The following is a 16,376-nucleotide window of genomic DNA, read 5'->3' as shown; positions in this document are numbered from 1 at the left end:
AGGGGAAAGCGTTACTCGGCGAAGAGCCCTTCGACGATGGGCTTGATCTCTTCATTGACGTTGGCAAGCACGGCGTCCTTGGCCTTGGAGGCATAGGCCGCACCGTCTACCTCGACGAAGGTCATGCCCTTCTCTTCGAGATAGGCGCGGTCGTCGTCGAGGCTCTTGAGGAACAGCTCGCGCTCGTAAGCCTGCGCGGTTGCGGCGGCTTCCATGACCGCGGCCTGATCTTCCTCGGACAGCTTGGCCCAGGTCGACTCAGCCAGCACGAGGTAGATCCAGGAGCGCACGTGATCGGTCATGTTCACGTATTTCTGGACTTCGTTGAAGTTGGCCGAACGGATAAGGGCGAGCGGGTTTTCCTGCGCGCCGATGGTGCCGTTTTGCAGCGAGGTGAAGACCTCGGAGAAGGCCATGGGCGTCGGCTGCGCGCCGAGGGCGGACCAGACATCGACGAAGAGCGGCACGTTCGGCACACGCATCTTCAGCCCGTTCAGGTCATCGGGATGCGCGAAGGGTTCGTTGGAGGTCAGGTCGCGCGGGCCACGGGCGAAATAGGCGATGGGGCGAATCTGAACCTTTTCGATGATCTGCGCCTTGATCTGGTCGCCGATCTCGCCGGAGGCGACTTCATCCATGTGCTCGAGCGACTTGTACGCGTAGGGCACGGCCAGAAGCGCGGCCATCGGCGCCCAGTTCTGAAGGCTCTCGCCCGAGATCGTCATGTCGACGGTGCCGAGCTGCATGCCGTTGATCAGGTCGATTTCCTTGCCAAGGGACTCGTTGGGGAAGACCTGGACCTCGATACGACCATCGGTCAGAGCGGAAAGCTCTTCACCGAATTTCACGGCGGCCAGGTGCCAGGGGTTTTCCTCGTTGGCGAGGTGGCCGAGCTTGAGTGTCATGTCCGCGGCCATTGCCGTTCCGGACATCAAGGTAGCGACAATACCCGCAGTAAGCAGGCTGCCGAGGGTGCGTTTGGTGATCATGGATTCCTCCTCTGGATTGAACGCGTTTGGTGTGTGCCTTCCGTCAGTGGGGTAAACACATCGGGATTGGCACGCATGATGGTGGGCAGGTCATCGAGAACCGCCCGAAGATGGCGACGCGTTGCGTCTTCTGCGCCCCGTGCGTCGCCCTGCTCGACACTGTCGATGATCGTTTCGTGTTGAGCGATAAGCTGGTCATACTGGTAGAGATCGAAGCTGAGAAACCGCACACGATCCATCTGGGCCTTGAGACCCTGAATGATTTCCCAGACGCTTTCCTTGCCGGCGCCTTGGGCCAACGTCCGGTGGAACAGTTCGTCTGCCAGGATGAAGTCCTTTGCAGAGCTTTGCGCCGCCTTGCGCTGTTCGATCACCTGACGCCGCAACTCGGCGACAACGCCGCGGTCGCTCTGTTCGGCCAGCATGCGAACGATATCGGCCTCGACGGCCTCGCGGACGAAACGGGCATCCAGCACCTCGTCCGGATCGATCCTGCGAACGACCGTTCCGCGCTGCGGCCGGATCTCGACCAGCCCTTCCTCGGCAAGCTTGATGAAGGCCTCCCGAACCGGCTGACGGCTGATCCCGAATTTCTTGGCGATTTCGGCCTCGGAGACTCGCGCACCGGGCGGCAGGTCGTTCTGCACGATCTGCTGTCTCAGGGTTTCACGCAATTGGGGACCAATGGGGCGAGACGGATCGTAGGTCACAGCCACCCTCCCTTTTGCATGGCGATTCCTGCGGCCGGATAAATCCCATACTACCATACTTGTCAACATTTTTCACAAAGGCTATTGTCCCGCGCAAGCGACAGACTCGCGGCCCCTCACCAATCGGAGATGAACGATGAGACAGACATGGCGTTGGTTTGGTCCCAAAGACCTCGTGTCGATCGACGACACCCGGCAAGCGGGCGTCGAAGGGATCGTTTCGGCGCTGCATCACGTTCCAACCGGCGTGGTCTGGAGCCCCGAAGATATCGCGCTCCGCAAGCAGCAGATCGCAACGATGTCGGATGGTGCGCCCTCGACATTGACCTGGGATGTGGTGGAGAGCCTGCCGGTTTCGGAAGACATCAAGAAACAATGCGGGAACTGGCGCGCCCATCTGGACAGCTATCGCGAGAGCATGCGCAACCTCGCGGATGCTGGGATCGAGACGATCTGCTACAACTTCATGCCGGTGCTGGACTGGACGCGGACGGATCTCGCCTGGCGGCTGCCGAGCGGTGGAACTTGCATGCGGTTCGACCTGGCCGATTTCGTCGCTTTCGACCTCCACATCCTGAAACGGTCCGGCGCGGAGGAAGACTATCCCGAAGAACTGCGCGCCACCGCTGCCGAACGTTTCGCCCGGATGGACGACGTTGCGAAGGAAAAGCTGGCGCGCAACGTGGTTTTCGGCCTGCCCGGAGCCGCGGAGAATTTCACCCTGGAAGACGTCAAGACGCATCTTGACGAGTATAGCGAAATCGACGCCGACCGGCTGCGCACCCATATGGCGGCTTTCCTCGAAGAGGTCGCCCCGCTGGCCCAGGAGCTTGGCCTGCGGCTGTGTTGTCATCCGGACGATCCGCCGATGCCGCTTCTTGGGCTGCCGCGGATCATGTCGACCGAAGCCGACTACACCTGGCTCGTCAACGCGGTGGACCTGTCGGCCAACGGCATCACGCTCTGCTCCGGCTCGCTGGGCGCACGCCCCGACAACGATCTTCCGGGCATGATGGAACGGCTCGGCGACCGTGTACATTTCCTGCATCTGCGCAACGTGAAGCGCGAAACGAACGAAATTCGCGGGGACTTCCACGAGGCAGAGCATCTCGGCGGAGACACCGACATGGTCGCGCTGATCAAGGTGGCCCTGGCCGAGGAAGCCCGCCGCAAAGCGGCCGGACGCGCAGATTGCAACATTCCCTTCCGCCCGGATCATGGGCAGGACATCCTCGATGACCTGAAACGGCAGGCCCAGCCCGGCTACCCCTCGATCGGGCGGCTCAAGGGGCTGGCCGAACTGCGCGGCATCATCGCCGCCGTCTCTCATGGAACAAGGGCCGCCTGATGGATCGCCTGAACGCATCGCGCACCCTGTCGGACACGGTCAAGGCCCCCGGCTACGTTCCCTCCGAGCACGGCACGGGGATCGTGCATATCGGACTGGGCGCCTTTGTTCGTGCCCACCTGGCCGCCTATACCGACGCCGCGCTTGCGGCATCGGGGGGGGATTGGAGAATTGTCGGCGTGAGCCTGCGCTCCACCGCCCCGGTCGAGGAACTGGAACCGCAGGACGGGCTCTATACCCTGATCGAACGCGGCGCGGCCGGCACGGAAGCCCGCGTGATCGGGGCGCTCTCCGGTGCGCTCTCCGGCGCCACTCAGCGCGCGGAGATCCTTGCCGCGATGACCGCTCCGGCCACGCGCATCGTCAGCCTCACCGTCACCGAAAAGGGCTATGGCGTCGATCGGGCCACCGGCGGGGCGGATCCGTCCTTCCCGGCTGTCGCGGAAGATCTCGAAAGCCCGACCGCGCCCGGCGGCGTGCTCGGCCTGATCGTGCGAGCACTAGAGTTGCGGCGTACCGGAGGCGTCGCGCCTTTCACGGTCCTGTGCTGTGACAACCTGCCGGAAAACGGCGCCTTCCTGCGGGCGGGCGTTCTGGATTTCGCCAGGCGCCTGGATCCGGATCTTGCCGACTGGATCGCGCAATCCGTGGCCTTCCCCTCGACAATGGTCGACCGGATCACCCCGGCCCGCACCGACCGCACGCTTGCCGATGCCGCAGCACTCACCGGGTTCACCGATGCCGCAGCCATCGAAACCGAGCCCTTTACCCAATGGGTGATCGAGGACCGCTTCCCGACTGGCCGCCCGGACTGGGACGTGGCCGGAGCGATCTTCGTGGAGGATGTTGCGCCCTACGAGCACATGAAACTGCGCATGCTCAACGGCACCCATTCCATGCTCGCCTATGCGGGCTTCCTGTCCGGGCACCGCTACGTGCGCGACACGATGGCCGACCCGGCCATGCGCCGCCTGATCGAACGCCACCTCGCGGCGGCCGCGGCGACTCTCGCGCCGCTGCCCGGCATCGACTTCACGGCCTATGCCGATGAGCTTTGTGCGCGCTTCATCAACCCGGAAATCGCCCACGAGACCTACCAGATCGCAATGGATGGCACACAGAAATTGCCGCAACGGATCCTGCGGCCGGCAATGGATGCCGCCTCCGCCGGCCAGTCGTTGCGCCCGTTTGCCTTCGCCACGGCCGCATGGATGCGCTACACGCTCGGGCGCAAGGATGACGGCACGGATTATGCCCTGCGCGATCCGCTTGAAGAAGAAATCCAGACGCGCCTCGACGGCCTGACCGACGCCGCAGAGATTGTCTCCGCCCTGTGCGGGTTGCCCGGGCTCTTTCCTGAGAAACTGCTGGAGAACCCGGACTGGAACGCATCTGTCACCGAGATTCTGGCAGGCTTTCTCCAAAACGGAGCCGCCCCGGCCATTGAGGCCGAGGCGGACATGACAGGGGCCTGAGGCCCTTTACGCGATCAGCGCCCGTGCTTGCGGCGCTTTTCGTTCAAGCAACTGACCCAGCCTGTCCAACGCGCCATTCTCGATCTGGCGAATGCGCTCCTTCGACAGGCCAAGCTCCTCGCCCAGCGACGCCAGCGTTCGCGCGGGCGAGGACAATTTGCGCTCCCGCACGATGAATCGTTCGCGCTCGGTAAGGTCATTCATCGCCGCCAGCAACCACTGGCGCAGACGCTCGGTGTCATGGCGCTGTTCCACATGTTCGGAGTGCTGCGCCGAAGGATCTTCGAGCGTGTCGAGCCATTCGCGCCCATCCTCATCCGCTCCTTGCGGACGGTTCAGTGACATATCCTGTCCCGCCAGGCGGCCATGCATCATCTCGACATCCTGCACGGACACACCGATCTCTGCAGCGATCCGCTCGCGGAGCTGGTGTCCGTCCAGCCGCTCGCCGCTCTCGGCCTGAGAAATCTCCAGCTGCCGCTGCACACGCCGAAGGTTAAAGAACAGCGCCTTTTGGGAGGTGGTGGAGCCCGTCCGCACAAGCGACCAGTCCCGCATCACGTAGTCCTGAATTGACGCCTTGATCCACCAGACGGCGTAGGTGGAAAAGCGCACACCGCGATCGGGATCGAACTTGTCCGCCGCTTTCAGCAGCCCCAGGTTTGCTTCCTGGATCAGGTCATTACGCGACCCGCCGTAACGGCTGAACTTGCTGGCCATTGAAATTGCCAGACGCATATGCGCGGAGACGAGACGATGCAGGGCCTTTTCATCCCGCCGGTCTCGCCATGCGATTGCCAGTTCCTGTTCGGTCTCGCGGTCGAGATATTCCGAGCGCATGGCGACCTTGGTAAGTGTGTCAGGCGTAGTGTCCTTCCCCGGCATGGTGCCTCCTGTAATATCTGGTGCTGGAAGTTCGCGCGCGAGCGCAGCTTGCTGGTCGGTGAACAAAGGCCGCGTTGGCCTTCGTCCGATATGCTTTCCTAACGGCCCTTCCGGCTGTCCTCAGCCCTCCGGAAGGATCACCTTGTCCACGACATGAATGACCCCGTTCGAAGCCATGATATCGGCCTGATCCACGGTCGCGTCGTTGACCATCACGCCGTCACGGCCATCGATAATCAGCTTGGCGCCGTTTACCGTCTTGGCGGATACGGTCTGCCCCGCCAACTCGTCAGATGTCACTTCCTCGGCGACCACATGGTAGGTCAGGACTGCAACGAGCTGATCGCGGTTCTCCGGCTTCAGCAGCATCTCGACCGTGCCATCGGGCAGCGCCGCGAAAGCCGCGTCGGTGGGCGCGAAGACGGTAAAGGGACCGTGGCCCTTCAGCGTATCGACCAGGCCCGCCGCCTGTAGGGCCGCAGCGAGCGTATTGAAGGAGCCTGCCCCGACAGCGGTGTCTACGATGTCGCTTTGACCGGCATGACCGGCACCTGCGGCAAGCGTGACACCAAGTGCGAGCGAAAGACCACGAAGGCCCTGAACGAAGTTTGTCATGCGTTTCCTCTCCTCTTCATTTCACTGGCCGACCCAGCAATTGACCATTTATTTTGTTGCAAATTATTTTCCTGCAATGAAAATAGAGAAGGGAAGACGATCTTTCTCCCCAAGAGAAAATTATCGACAAAAATTTTCACACTGAGAAAAACGAGAGGCCCGATGCTGTCCGAAACCCTGTCCAACGAGCTGGAAACCTATCGAATCGGAGAGAAGCTGCGCAGCCTGAGATCCGAAAAAGGGCTGGGGCTCGCCCAACTGGGCGAGCATACCGGCCTTTCTGCGGGCATGTTGTCCAAGATCGAGCGCGGTCAGATTTTTCCGACGCTGCCGACCTTGCTGCGCGTTTCACTCGTCTTTGGGGTCGGGCTCGAGCATTTCTTTACCGCGCCGGAGACGCCCATCCTTGAAGTCACCCGCCGCAAGGATCGCCTGCGCCTGCCCGACGATCCGAATGCCGCGCCGACCTACCTGTTCGAGAGCCTCGACTACCCGGTTTCCGAACGTCCCATGGAGGCTTTCCTGTCAGAGTTCCTGCCGCGCCGCAAAGCGTCCCGCCCGCATCGGCATCCGGGCATGGAACTGGTCCACGTGATATCGGGCACGCTGGAACTGGGCATTCACGGCAAGCAAGTGAAGCTGGAAGAAGGCGATGCGCTCACCTTCGACGCCGATCACGACCATACCTATCGTTGCACGAGCGAGAAATCCTGCCAGGCGTTCGTGGTCACGACCCCTGCCAAGCCCGGGTAGCCCTCGGCGCGGGGCTCAGTCCAGCTCGGTCCAGGGCCAGGGTTTCACCTCGCTAGCGGCAACCTGGTAGCGGGCCGCCTTGGCGATCCAGATGCCGAGATCGGTGCCGAAATCGGCCAGCCGCGGGTTCGGTTCGTGCTTGTTGAGCAGCATGATCACGATCTGAACAAGGGTTGCCACGGCGAGGATGGTGTTGGCGATGCCGATCATGAAATAGATCAGCAGCATGTAGACCAGCCGCAGAAAGAGCGAGTCCTTGCCGCCCGGTTCCTGCTGGGGGCCATGAATCCGACCATCGATATTCTCGTTCCGCATGAGGTGCTCCGCTGGCTGCCGACGCGGCCAGATTACCCGCCTCTTCGCCACGATCAACGACCCAGCGTCACCGAAGTCGCAGACTCGGCAGATTTCTCCGCACATTTTTCGGGGGCGCCGGACAGCAATGGGTGAAAAATGCGCAGCTTTGACAAATGGCTTGGACGGATCCCGTTGGCCCTGTTTCCGGGGCTTGCGGGCTTCGTGACATTTACGCCGCCCGTCTTGGAGCGTTTGCGGAACCCGATCGCGCGTCAGGGCACAATGTCGTTGGCGCTCCGCCAGGTATCGAGGGCGCCCATCCGTTCCAAGGCGAAATTGCCAATCTTGACCGGCTGGAGGCGGCCGGGCACCGGGTGATCGGGTTGCAGCATCTATGACCGCGACCGTTCACCAAATGCACCGAAGTTCAAAGACGGCCTCTCTAACCCCTTATCGCTTCGAGGCATTTCACTAAGAAAAAACCGCTCCTTTTCTCAAGGTGCCGGGTCGGCTGCGAAGATCATGTCCATGGCGGCTTGCGTTCCGTGGCTGAATTCGAGCGGGCACGGATAGGGCGCGCCGGATCGCAGGCTTTCCCCGAAATTCTCCACCTGAAGCACGTAGTGGTTCACACCCGGCCAGCGTTCGACACGCGTGTGGTGGCCGGTGATCAGCTCCAATTGCGCCTCGCCATGGACATTTGCGTTGAAGGGGAATGCGAGGCGGATCAACCCGGCATCGCCGTGGAAGACCATCTCCTGGTAGGGCGCAAGCCGGGTCGAGAGCATCATGCTCATCTTGAAGGACGGAAACTGCAGCAGGCTGTGTGACGTCGTGTCATAGCCGTCCACCCATGTGATGCTCGCATGGGCCGAAACAGGTTCCTCTCCGGAAACGAAGCGCGCCGTGCCTAGCGTGTACACGCCGATATCGCGCAGCGCCCCGCCGCCGGTGGCGGCCTGGTTGCGGATATTGGCCGGGTCGGGATTGTTGTAGGAAAACGCGCCATGCACATGCTGCAACTGGCCGATCGCGCCTTCGGCCACGAGCGCCTTTGCCCGCTCCCATTGCGGGTGATGGACAACCATATAGGCCTCGGCGGCCAGCAGGCCGGCCCCGTCCCGCGCAGCGACGAGTTGGTCGAAATCCGCTTCCGCGAGCGCAATGGGCTTTTCGCACAGCACCGCCTTGCCGGCGGCCAGGGCTTTCTTCGTCCATTCGACATGGAGGTTGTTGGGCAGCGGAATATAGACCGCGTCGATCTCCGGATCGTCCAGAAGCGCTTCATAGCTTGCATGTACCCGGATACCGGGGAACAGCGCTTCGAATTCGGCCGCCTTGTCGGGTGAGCCGGTCGCCAGCGCGGCAAGTTGGGCGCCACGCGCGGCGTGGATCGCTGGTCCCATGTATTCGCGGGCGAATTTCGACGCCCCCAGGATGCCCCATCGGATGATCTTCATGCCGAACTTCCTTCCGTATCTGGCCTGCCCCCGACCGGACGGCGCGGGCGCTGCGCCACATTCGGTCACTCTGCGGGACATGTCAAAACACAGCCGCCTGCCGCGGGAGTGTCTCTTCGCCACGCTTTTGCGCGATCTGACGGCAGACGGCGCGCCCGTCCGAGAAACTCGGCAAGATGTTGCGCTAACGGTGAAGCTTCGTCGCAGTTACATTGGAAAAATTCCAGATGATAACCATCTACGCTGCATTGCGGCACTCCGACTCGGCAGTGCAGCATCACGGCGAATATCACGAGGTATCCATGACGAGCACTCCCACCGCCAAGACCCGGACCTCTGCCGAAGCTCCGGCAGCGACCGCCGCTCCGGCCGCGAATGTGCCGGCCAGACCCGCGCCGAAACCCAAGGCCCCTGCCCTCGCTGCCCCCCAAGCCGCCAAGCGGCGTTACCAGAATATCGACCGTTCGATCCGTGCCAAGAATGCGCAGCTGACCAACGGCGTCTCCGTCAATGCCTCCCACGCTGCATGGATGGACTGGGCCAAGCACATTGCTCAGGCCCCCGGCCGCCAGCAGGAACTGGCTGAGAAAGCCGTGGAGAACTCCCGAAAGCTCTGGCTGGGAATGATGGGCTTGAGCGGTGGCTTCGAGCCGCGCAAGGGCGACAACCGCTTTACCCACGAGGGTTGGAATACGCCGCCCTACAATGCCTGGAAGCAGAGCTACCTCGCCCTGGAAGACTGGTGGACCGCCGCCACGACCGAGGTACGCGGCATGCGGCACAAGTCCAGCGATCGCGTCGCCTTCCAGGCGCAGCAGATGCTGGACGCGATCTCGCCCTCGAATTTCCCGCTGACCAACCCGGAAGTGATGTCGAAGACGCTGGAAACCGGCGGCGAGAACCTGGCGGCCGGCGCCCGCAACTTCTTCGAGGATTTCATACGCGAGATCTCGGACGAAAAAGAGCCGATGCCGGAGGGGTTCCAAATCGGCGACAACATCGCCTGTACGCCGGGTGAAGTCGTATTTCGCAACGAACTGATGGAGCTTATCCAGTACACGCCGACGACACCCAAGGTACATGCCGAGCCAATCCTGATCGTGCCGGCCTGGATCATGAAATACTATATCCTGGACCTCTCCGAGAAAAACTCGCTCATCCGATACCTCGTTTCGCAGGGCTACACGGTTTTCTGCATCTCCTGGGTCAACCCGGATGCGAGCTATGCTAATGTAGGGCTCGACGATTATCGCAAGAACGGAGTGATGGCGGCGCTGGACGTGGTCACCACCATCGTACCGGATCAAAAAGTGCATGCCTGCGGCTACTGCCTGGGCGGAACGATCCTGTCGATCGCTGCGGCCACGATGGCCCGCGACGATGACGAACGGCTGGCCTCCGTCTCCCTGCTGGCGGCGCAGACGGATTTCACCGAAGCCGGTGAAGTGATGATGTTCCTCGACGAGAGCCAGATCGCCTATCTCGAAGACATGATGTGGGACCAGGGCTATCTCGACCAGGATCAGATGGCCGGTGCTTTCGAGGCGCTCAGGGCCGAGGACCTGATCTGGGCCCGCGCCATTCGGAAATACCTCCTGGGCGAACAGGAGAAGCCGTTCGATATCTCGGCCTGGAACGCGGATGCGACACGGATGCCCTACAAGATGCATTCGGAATACCTGCGGGCGCTCTTCCTCGAAAACCGGCTGTCGGGCGGGCGCTACGCGGTCGAGGGCAAAGTGATCGCCCTGCGGGACATCGTGGCGCCGTTCTTCGTTGTCGGCACCGAGAAAGACCACATCGCCCCCTGGAAATCGGTCTACAAGATCGGGCTTTTCAACGGGGCCAAGCATACATTCGTGCTGACCTCGGGCGGGCATAATTCCGGCATCCTGTCGCAGCCGGGCCACCCGCGCCGTCACTATCGCATCGGACACCGTGCCGAAGAATATCACTACATGGATCCCGACAGCTGGCTGGCCGCTCACGATATTCAGCAGGGCTCCTGGTGGGAGGAATGGGAGACCTTTCTCAGCGGGAACAGCTCGGGCGAAATGGTCGATCCGCCATCGACGGGGGCTCCAGAAAAGGGCCTGCGCCCGCTCGGGGCCGCGCCGGGCACCTACGTTCACCAACAATAAGAAACGACGTGTTTCCCTCGGAGGTCTGCTTCGGCCGGCCCCGAGGGGAGGCGTTGGGTCCATCGTGCAGATTGTAAACCCGCCTGGGTGCAGGCTCCGCGCGCGCTGAAACGATCCTGCGAATCGTGCCTCCGGCGGGGATATTTCGTGTCAGAAGAAGCGCTTGACGCTATCCTGACGTCTTCTGACCGGAAATATACTGGAGGGAGCACTCGCCAGAGCGCGGGAGGCAAAGCCCCCGCTTTTTCTTTCCTATCCGGTCGAACAACTCGTTCCTTGGCCCAGAGCTGATCGCATCATGACTTGTGAAGGGCCAATAGGTCTCAGTCTTCCATCGCCTCCAGCTGGTCGATGAAGCCCGAGATCATACTCAGCCCCTTGTCCCAGAATTTCGGGTCCGTCGCATCGAGACCGAAGGGCGCCAGAAGCTCCTTGTGATGCTTGGAGCCCCCCGCCTTGAGCATCTCGAAATACTTCTCCTGGAAGCCCGGATCGCCCTCTTCGTAGACGGCATAGAGCACGTTCACCAGCCCATCGCCAAACGCGTAGGCGTAGACATAGAAGGGCGAGTGCACGAAATGCGGAATATAGGACCAGAAGGTCTCGTAGCCGTCCATGAAGCTGAACGCCGGCCCGAGGCTTTCGCCCTGCACCGACATCCAGAGCGCGTTGATATCTTCCGGCGTCAGTTCGCCATGGCGGCGCGCTTCGTGCAGCTTGCACTCGAAATCGTAAAACGCGATCTGGCGGACGACCGTGTTGATCATGTCCTCGACCTTGCCGGCCAACAGCACCTTGCGCTTGGCGTCATCCTTGGTGTCGTCGAGCAGCTTGCGGAAGGTCAGCATCTCGCCAAAGACGGACGCCGTTTCGGCCAGTGTCAGCGGCGTAGAGGAGAGCAATTCCCCCTGCCCCGCAGCCAGCACCTGATGCACGCCATGGCCAAGCTCATGGGCGAGCGTCATCACGTCCCGCGGCTTGCCGAGGTAGTTCAGCATCACATAGGGGTGCACCTCGACCACGGTCGGATGCGCGAAGGCGCCTGGCGCCTTGCCCGGCTTCACGCCGGCATCGATCCAGCCTTGGTTGAAGAACGGCTCTGCGATCTCGGCCATGCGCGGCGAGAAGCCGGAATAGGCTCCCAGAACCGTTTCCTTCGCCTCGTCCCATGAGATCGTGCGCTTGTCTTCCATTGGAAGCGGCGCGTTGCGGTCCCAGACTTCAAGAATGTCGAGCCCCATCCACTTCCGCTTGAGGTCGTAATAGCGATGCGAGAGCCGCGGATAGGCATCCACCACGGCATTGCGCAGCGCCTCGACCACCTCGGGCTCCACATGGTTGGCCAGATGACGCGAAGTCTGCGGGCTGGGCATCCCGCGCCAGCGATCCTCGATCTCCTTCTCCTTGGCCAGCGTATTGTGCACGCGGGCGAAGAGTTTGACGTTGGAGCCAAAAACCCGCGCCAACTCGCGCGCGGCCGCTTCCCGCTTGGAACGATCCTGTTCGGTCAGGAAGTTCAGCGTGGATTCGAGGCTATGCGCCTCGCCTTCCATCTCGAATTCCAGCCCGGCCATGGTCTCGTCGAAAAGCCGGTTCCAGGCGGCTGCGCCAACCGTGGACTGGTCATGCAGGAATTTCTCCAACTCATCCGAGAGCTGGTAGGGTTTCATCGCCCGCAAGCGGTCGAAGATCGGCTTGAAGCGGAATAGATCAGCATTCTCGTTCAGCAACCGCTCCAGATGGTCGTCTTCCAGCCGGTTGATCTCCAACGTGTAGAACACCAGCGGCGTGGTGAAATTGGTGATCTTCTCCTGGCAATTACCCAGGAACTGCGCCCGCTCGCCATCGGTAGTGTTCTGGTAGTAGCGCAATCCGGCAAAGGACATGATGCGCCCGGCGATTATGTCGATCTTCTCGTAGCGCAGCACGCAATCGAGCAGGCCCTTGGCGTCCAGTTCGGCCAGCTTGCCTTCGTAATCCTCGGCGAACGAGAGACAGGCGGCCTCCAGCCAGTCCATGTCCCGCTTGAGCTCTGGCGCATCCGGCGCGGTGTAGAGATCGGTCAGATCCCAATCCGGCAGCGCGCCGAAATCCCTTGCGGCGGAGACGTCGGCATCAAGGACGGGGGCGGGAGACATGGATTGCATCGGAACCTCGTTGCTGAGCTGTCCGGTGAATAAATGGACATATTCCTCCGGGTTCAACCGAAAACGCCATCAAAAGCGTCGATAACACTCGGCGCTCTGGGGATCGTTGCCCCTGCGGGCCACAGGAGAATCCTTCCCACGGACGAAAGGCCATGGGCGCAGCATAGGCTTGCAACCGGGTTCGGTAGCTTGCGCGCTGATCAGACCGTTTCGGCAAGCCGGGCGACGTACCGCGCCAGCGTGTCGATTTCCAGGTTGATCAGATCGCCCACGGCCGCATCGCCCCAGGTGGTCACTTCCTTGGTGTGCGGAATGAAGTTGACGCCGAAATCGGCCCCGTTGACCTCGTTCACGGTGAGCGACGTGCCATTCAGCGCCACCGAGCCCTTGGGCGCAATGAAACGAGCAAGATCGCGCGGGGCACGGAAGGTCACGCGGGTGCTGTCGCCCTCATCGGCCATCGCCACGATCTCGGCGGTGCCGTCCACATGGCCCGACACGATATGCCCGCCCAACTCGTCGCCCACTTTCAGAGCACGTTCGAGATTGATCCGCCCGCCTTCCTTCCAGCCGCCGATATTGGTCTTGGACACGGACTCGGCCGAGATATTCACGTCGAACCAATCCGCGCCTTTCTCGATCACCGTCAGGCAAACGCCGTTGCAGGCAATCGATGCGCCCAGATCGACCCCGTCCATGTCGTAGGACGTGCCGATCCGCGCCCGCAAATCGCCGCGCTTTTCCAATTGCCTGATTTCGCCGATGTCGGTCACGATGCCTGTGAACATGGGTTCGACTCCTGTTGATCGTCACCAGCAGGTAACGGGCTGCTCCCGCGCGAGCAAGAGGGCCCGGGCGCGCCATAGCGGCGCTGCTCGCGACAGAAGACACAGCCGCGACGGAAATGTACGGAAATTCCAACGAATGCGTGACAAACCGGCCCGGAAAGCCGAAACCGTCTGGAAGAACAAGGATCGGATACCAGAAGTGAGCGGGCAGCAGACCCATATGCGCCGAGGCGGCGAATGCCGGTTCCTGTTCCTGCAGGGGCCGCACGGGCCGTTTTTCCAGCAACTATCCGAACAGCTCCGCGCCTCTGGGGCCGAGGTCTTCCGGGTCGGTTTCAATGCCGGGGACGAAGCCTTCTGGAAGGACCGGGCGCGCTTCATCCGTTACAACGAACCCGCCGCGAACTGGCCCGACAGGTTCGCGGAGATCCTGACGCAAAAGGAGATCACCGATCTTGTCCTTTATGGCGATGTGCGACCGATCCACGCCAGCGCGGTGGCCATCGCCCGGGCGCGCGGGATCACGGTGCATGTCTTCGAAGAAGGGTATCTGCGCCCCTACTGGGTGACCTATGAGCGCGGCGGATCGAATGGCAATTCGCGGCTGATGTCGCTGGACCTGGACGAGATGCGTGCAGCAGTCGAGCAATCGGACGTGGAATTGCCCGGCGTGCCCGCGCATTGGGGCGACATGCGCCAGCATGTCTGGTTCGGTGCGCTCTATCACTGGCATGTCATGTTCCGAAACGGCCGCTACACGCATTTCCGGCCGCACCGCGCCCTGCCCGTGACCCGGGAATTCCAGTTGCACCTCAACCGCTTGCTGCTGATGCCGGTGCATTGGCTGGACCGGAAACTCGCCACCCACCGTATCTCTACCGGTAGCTTTCCGTATCACCTCGTGCTGCTGCAGCTCGCACATGATTCCAGCTTCCAGAAACATGGCCCCTTCGCGACCATGACCGATTTCCTCGAAATCTGCATTCGCGGCTTTGCCGAAGGCGCGCCGACGCACCACCACCTCGTCTTCAAGGCGCACCCGCTCGAAGACGGGCGCACGCCGCTGCGCAAGGATGTCTTGCGGCTGGCGCGGGAGCACGGCGTCTCGGAACGAGTGCATTACGTGCGTGGCGGCAAGCTGGCCGCGCTGCTCGATCACGCACGTTCCGCCGTGACCGTCAACTCGACCGCCGGCCAGCAGGCGCTCTGGCGGGGGCTACCGATCCGCGCCTTTGGCAAGGCCGTCTACGCCAAGCCGGAATTCGTCTCCACGCAGCCGATCGAGGCCTTTTTCGCACAACCGACGAAGCCGGACAGCCGTGCCTATCGCGACTACCGCTCCTATCTGCTCGAGACCTCGCAGATCACGGGCGGCTTCTACTCGGCCCACGGGCGACGCCAACTCCTGCGACAGGTGGTCGACATGATGCTCGCCCCGCTCGACCCGTATGACGCCCTTGCAACCGGCACCGCCGCACCGAGACACCAGCTCCAGAGCGCAGGCTGAGATACCCGCTGATCGCGGCGCCACGGCAACACTTGCCGGTGGCCTGAAGGTCGGGCTTCCTTTTTTGTCGGAGTCTTGTAGGGTTAGCGTCAAAACTTGAGGCAAAATCCGTCTAAGGAGCCCGAGCAGTGAACAGAACGACATCCCGCTGGGCCCGAATTGCGGCCCTCTTTCTCGTGGTATGTGCCGTGGGAGCCTGTGGCTTGCCACGCTCTGGCCCGGGCAAGAAGGAAATATTCTCCGGATCCGTGATGAAGGAAGGCGACGCATTTGTCGTTTCCGTCAATGATCGCGTCACCCGAGCCACGTCCGTGACCCCGGTCCTCGGGTTTTCCAGCGATTTTCTGAATGCCGGACAGGTCGGATCCGACACGATCCGGCCCGGGGATACGCTGGCGCTGACAATCTGGGAAAACGTGGATGACGGGTTGCTCGCCGATCAGGGCAATTCGGCCACCCTGCTCGAAGAGGTGCAGGTGGATGGTTCCGGCTTCATCTTCGTGCCCTATGCCGGCCGCATCAAGGCCTCCGGCAACACACCCGAACGGCTGCGCCAGATCATCACCGAGAAGCTCGACGCCCAGACGCCCGACCCGCAGGTGCTCGTCACCCGCGCCGCCGGCGACGGGGCCACGGTTTCGGTGATGGGCGGAATCACCAGCCAAGGCGTCTATCCCATTTCCCGCCCGACACGCACGCTCTCCGCGATGATCGCCCTTGCCGGCGGCGTGACCGTGCCCACCGAGATCGCGCAGATCACCGTGTCCCGCGGCAGCCAGACCTCCAAGATCTGGTTTGACGACCTGCATGCCGACCCGAGACTGGATATCGCCCTGCGTGGCGGCGACCGCATTCTGGTCGAGGAAGACACCCGCGCTTTCTCCGTGCTCGGCGCCACTGGCACCCAGAACCGTGTGCGGTTCGAGACCCAAACACTCTCGGCCATCGAGGCCCTGGCACAGGTGGGCGGGCTGAACTCGAGCCTGGCGGACCCGACCGGCGTCTTCGTCTTCCGCAATGAGCCCGAGGCGGTCGCGCGTGCCGTTCTTGGCCGTTCCGACATCATCGGCGATCAGCGCTTCGTCTATGTTCTGGACCTGACAGAGCCGAACGGCATGTTCGAGGCCCGCGACTTCGCCATCCGCGACGACGACACGCTTTATGTGACCGAGGCGCCCTTCGTAAGCTGGCAGAAGACCCTTTCGGCCATCACCGGCACATTGAACCCGCTGGCCAATTACTCGACGCTGGCCAACTAGGA

14 protein-coding genes are annotated in these 16,376 nt (G+C 62.2%); 6 read left to right on the top strand and 8 right to left on the bottom strand.

The window, feature by feature from the left end; all coding sequences use genetic code 11:
* Positions 1–11 precede the first annotated feature (11 nt).
* On the bottom strand, positions 12–932 hold the full coding sequence (locus tag AX756_RS14195; RefSeq protein WP_438938404.1) for a TRAP transporter substrate-binding protein: 921 nt from the start codon (positions 930–932) through the stop codon (positions 12–14).
* Between the two features lie 53 nt (positions 933–985).
* A complete protein-coding gene (locus AX756_RS14190; RefSeq protein ID WP_231701063.1) occupies positions 986–1,699 on the bottom strand; it encodes a GntR family transcriptional regulator in 714 nt (237 codons plus the stop codon).
* Between the two features lie 136 nt (positions 1,700–1,835).
* On the opposite strand from AX756_RS14190, the gene uxuA reads away from it, so the two are divergent.
* Both uxuA and AX756_RS14180 read left to right on the top strand, forming a co-directional pair.
* A complete protein-coding gene (uxuA, locus tag AX756_RS14185) occupies positions 1,836–3,047 on the top strand; it encodes a mannonate dehydratase (protein ID WP_068312617.1) in 1,212 nt (403 codons plus the stop codon).
* Positions 3,047–4,522: a mannitol dehydrogenase family protein gene (locus AX756_RS14180; protein ID WP_068312614.1), complete on the top strand. Its 1,476-nt coding sequence runs from the start codon at positions 3,047–3,049 to the stop codon at positions 4,520–4,522. Before uxuA ends, AX756_RS14180 begins: the two co-directional genes overlap by 1 nt.
* A gap of 6 nt (positions 4,523–4,528) precedes the next feature.
* Here the strand turns inward: AX756_RS14180 and AX756_RS14175 are convergent, their stop codons facing one another.
* Both AX756_RS14175 and AX756_RS14170 read right to left on the bottom strand, forming a co-directional pair.
* Positions 4,529–5,407: an RNA polymerase factor sigma-32 gene (locus AX756_RS14175; protein ID WP_068312611.1), complete on the bottom strand. Its 879-nt coding sequence runs from the start codon at positions 5,405–5,407 to the stop codon at positions 4,529–4,531.
* A 120-nt stretch (positions 5,408–5,527) separates the two neighbouring features.
* Positions 5,528–6,022, bottom strand: coding sequence for a fasciclin domain-containing protein (locus AX756_RS14170; RefSeq protein WP_068312608.1), 495 nt, complete (start codon positions 6,020–6,022; stop codon positions 5,528–5,530).
* 162 nt (positions 6,023–6,184) lie between these two features.
* On the opposite strand from AX756_RS14170, the gene AX756_RS14165 reads away from it, so the two are divergent.
* On the top strand, positions 6,185–6,775 hold the full coding sequence (locus tag AX756_RS14165) for a helix-turn-helix domain-containing protein (RefSeq protein ID WP_068312605.1): 591 nt from the start codon (positions 6,185–6,187) through the stop codon (positions 6,773–6,775).
* 15 nt (positions 6,776–6,790) lie between these two features.
* Here the strand turns inward: AX756_RS14165 and AX756_RS14160 are convergent, their stop codons facing one another.
* Positions 6,791–7,090 (bottom strand): DUF4389 domain-containing protein, encoded by a 300-nt coding sequence (locus tag AX756_RS14160; RefSeq protein WP_068312602.1) that lies wholly within the window; start codon positions 7,088–7,090, stop codon positions 6,791–6,793.
* 476 nt (positions 7,091–7,566) lie between these two features.
* Complete coding sequence (locus AX756_RS14155) at positions 7,567–8,532, bottom strand: Gfo/Idh/MocA family protein (protein ID WP_068312599.1); 966 nt, start codon at positions 8,530–8,532, stop codon at positions 7,567–7,569.
* Between the two features lie 227 nt (positions 8,533–8,759).
* On the opposite strand from AX756_RS14155, the gene AX756_RS14150 reads away from it, so the two are divergent.
* Positions 8,760–10,673 carry a PHA/PHB synthase family protein gene (locus AX756_RS14150; RefSeq protein ID WP_231701062.1) on the top strand — a complete coding sequence of 638 codons (1,914 nt, stop codon included), beginning with the start codon at positions 8,760–8,762 and terminating at the stop codon, positions 10,671–10,673.
* Between the two features lie 323 nt (positions 10,674–10,996).
* Here AX756_RS14150 and AX756_RS14145 read toward each other — a convergent pair whose 3' ends face one another.
* Together AX756_RS14145 and AX756_RS14140 are read right to left on the bottom strand one after the other, a co-directional pair.
* Positions 10,997–12,820, bottom strand: a complete 1,824-nt coding sequence (locus AX756_RS14145) for a M3 family oligoendopeptidase (protein ID WP_068312597.1) — start codon at positions 12,818–12,820, stop codon at positions 10,997–10,999.
* A gap of 200 nt (positions 12,821–13,020) precedes the next feature.
* Positions 13,021–13,608, bottom strand: coding sequence for a riboflavin synthase (locus tag AX756_RS14140; protein WP_068312594.1), 588 nt, complete (start codon positions 13,606–13,608; stop codon positions 13,021–13,023).
* 220 nt (positions 13,609–13,828) lie between these two features.
* Here AX756_RS14140 and AX756_RS14135 point away from each other — a divergent pair, with 220 nt between their 5' ends.
* Entirely contained in the window at positions 13,829–15,115 is a 1,287-nt protein-coding gene (locus AX756_RS14135; RefSeq protein WP_068312745.1) for a capsule polysaccharide biogenesis protein, read from the top strand.
* Between the two features lie 128 nt (positions 15,116–15,243).
* Positions 15,244–16,374 (top strand): polysaccharide biosynthesis/export family protein, encoded by a 1,131-nt coding sequence (locus AX756_RS14130; RefSeq protein WP_197431081.1) that lies wholly within the window; start codon positions 15,244–15,246, stop codon positions 16,372–16,374.
* Positions 16,375–16,376 lie beyond the last annotated feature (2 nt).

The organism is Aliiruegeria sabulilitoris, from assembly GCF_001558155.1.
In the GTDB taxonomy this organism is placed as follows: domain Bacteria; phylum Pseudomonadota; class Alphaproteobacteria; order Rhodobacterales; family Rhodobacteraceae; genus Tropicimonas; species Tropicimonas sabulilitoris.
This window is presented reverse-complemented; position numbering and strand designations above follow the sequence as displayed.

Coding starts and splice junctions, on each gene's coding strand:
- AX756_RS14165 (WP_068312605.1), top strand. CDS start 6,185: ATGCTGTCCGAAACCCTGTCCAACGAGCTGGAAACCTATCGAATCGGA.
- AX756_RS14140 (WP_068312594.1), bottom strand. CDS start 13,608: ATGTTCACAGGCATCGTGACCGACATCGGCGAAATCAGGCAATTGGAA.
- AX756_RS14145 (WP_068312597.1), bottom strand. CDS start 12,820: ATGCAATCCATGTCTCCCGCCCCCGTCCTTGATGCCGACGTCTCCGCC.
- AX756_RS14135 (WP_068312745.1), top strand. CDS start 13,829: ATGCGCCGAGGCGGCGAATGCCGGTTCCTGTTCCTGCAGGGGCCGCAC.
- AX756_RS14170 (WP_068312608.1), bottom strand. CDS start 6,022: ATGACAAACTTCGTTCAGGGCCTTCGTGGTCTTTCGCTCGCACTTGGT.
- AX756_RS14175 (WP_068312611.1), bottom strand. CDS start 5,407: ATGCCGGGGAAGGACACTACGCCTGACACACTTACCAAGGTCGCCATG.
- uxuA (WP_068312617.1), top strand. CDS start 1,836: ATGAGACAGACATGGCGTTGGTTTGGTCCCAAAGACCTCGTGTCGATC.
- AX756_RS14150 (WP_231701062.1), top strand. CDS start 8,760: ATGATAACCATCTACGCTGCATTGCGGCACTCCGACTCGGCAGTGCAG.
- AX756_RS14180 (WP_068312614.1), top strand. CDS start 3,047: ATGGATCGCCTGAACGCATCGCGCACCCTGTCGGACACGGTCAAGGCC.
- AX756_RS14155 (WP_068312599.1), bottom strand. CDS start 8,532: ATGAAGATCATCCGATGGGGCATCCTGGGGGCGTCGAAATTCGCCCGC.
- AX756_RS14160 (WP_068312602.1), bottom strand. CDS start 7,090: ATGCGGAACGAGAATATCGATGGTCGGATTCATGGCCCCCAGCAGGAA.
- AX756_RS14195 (WP_438938404.1), bottom strand. CDS start 932: ATGTCCGGAACGGCAATGGCCGCGGACATGACACTCAAGCTCGGCCAC.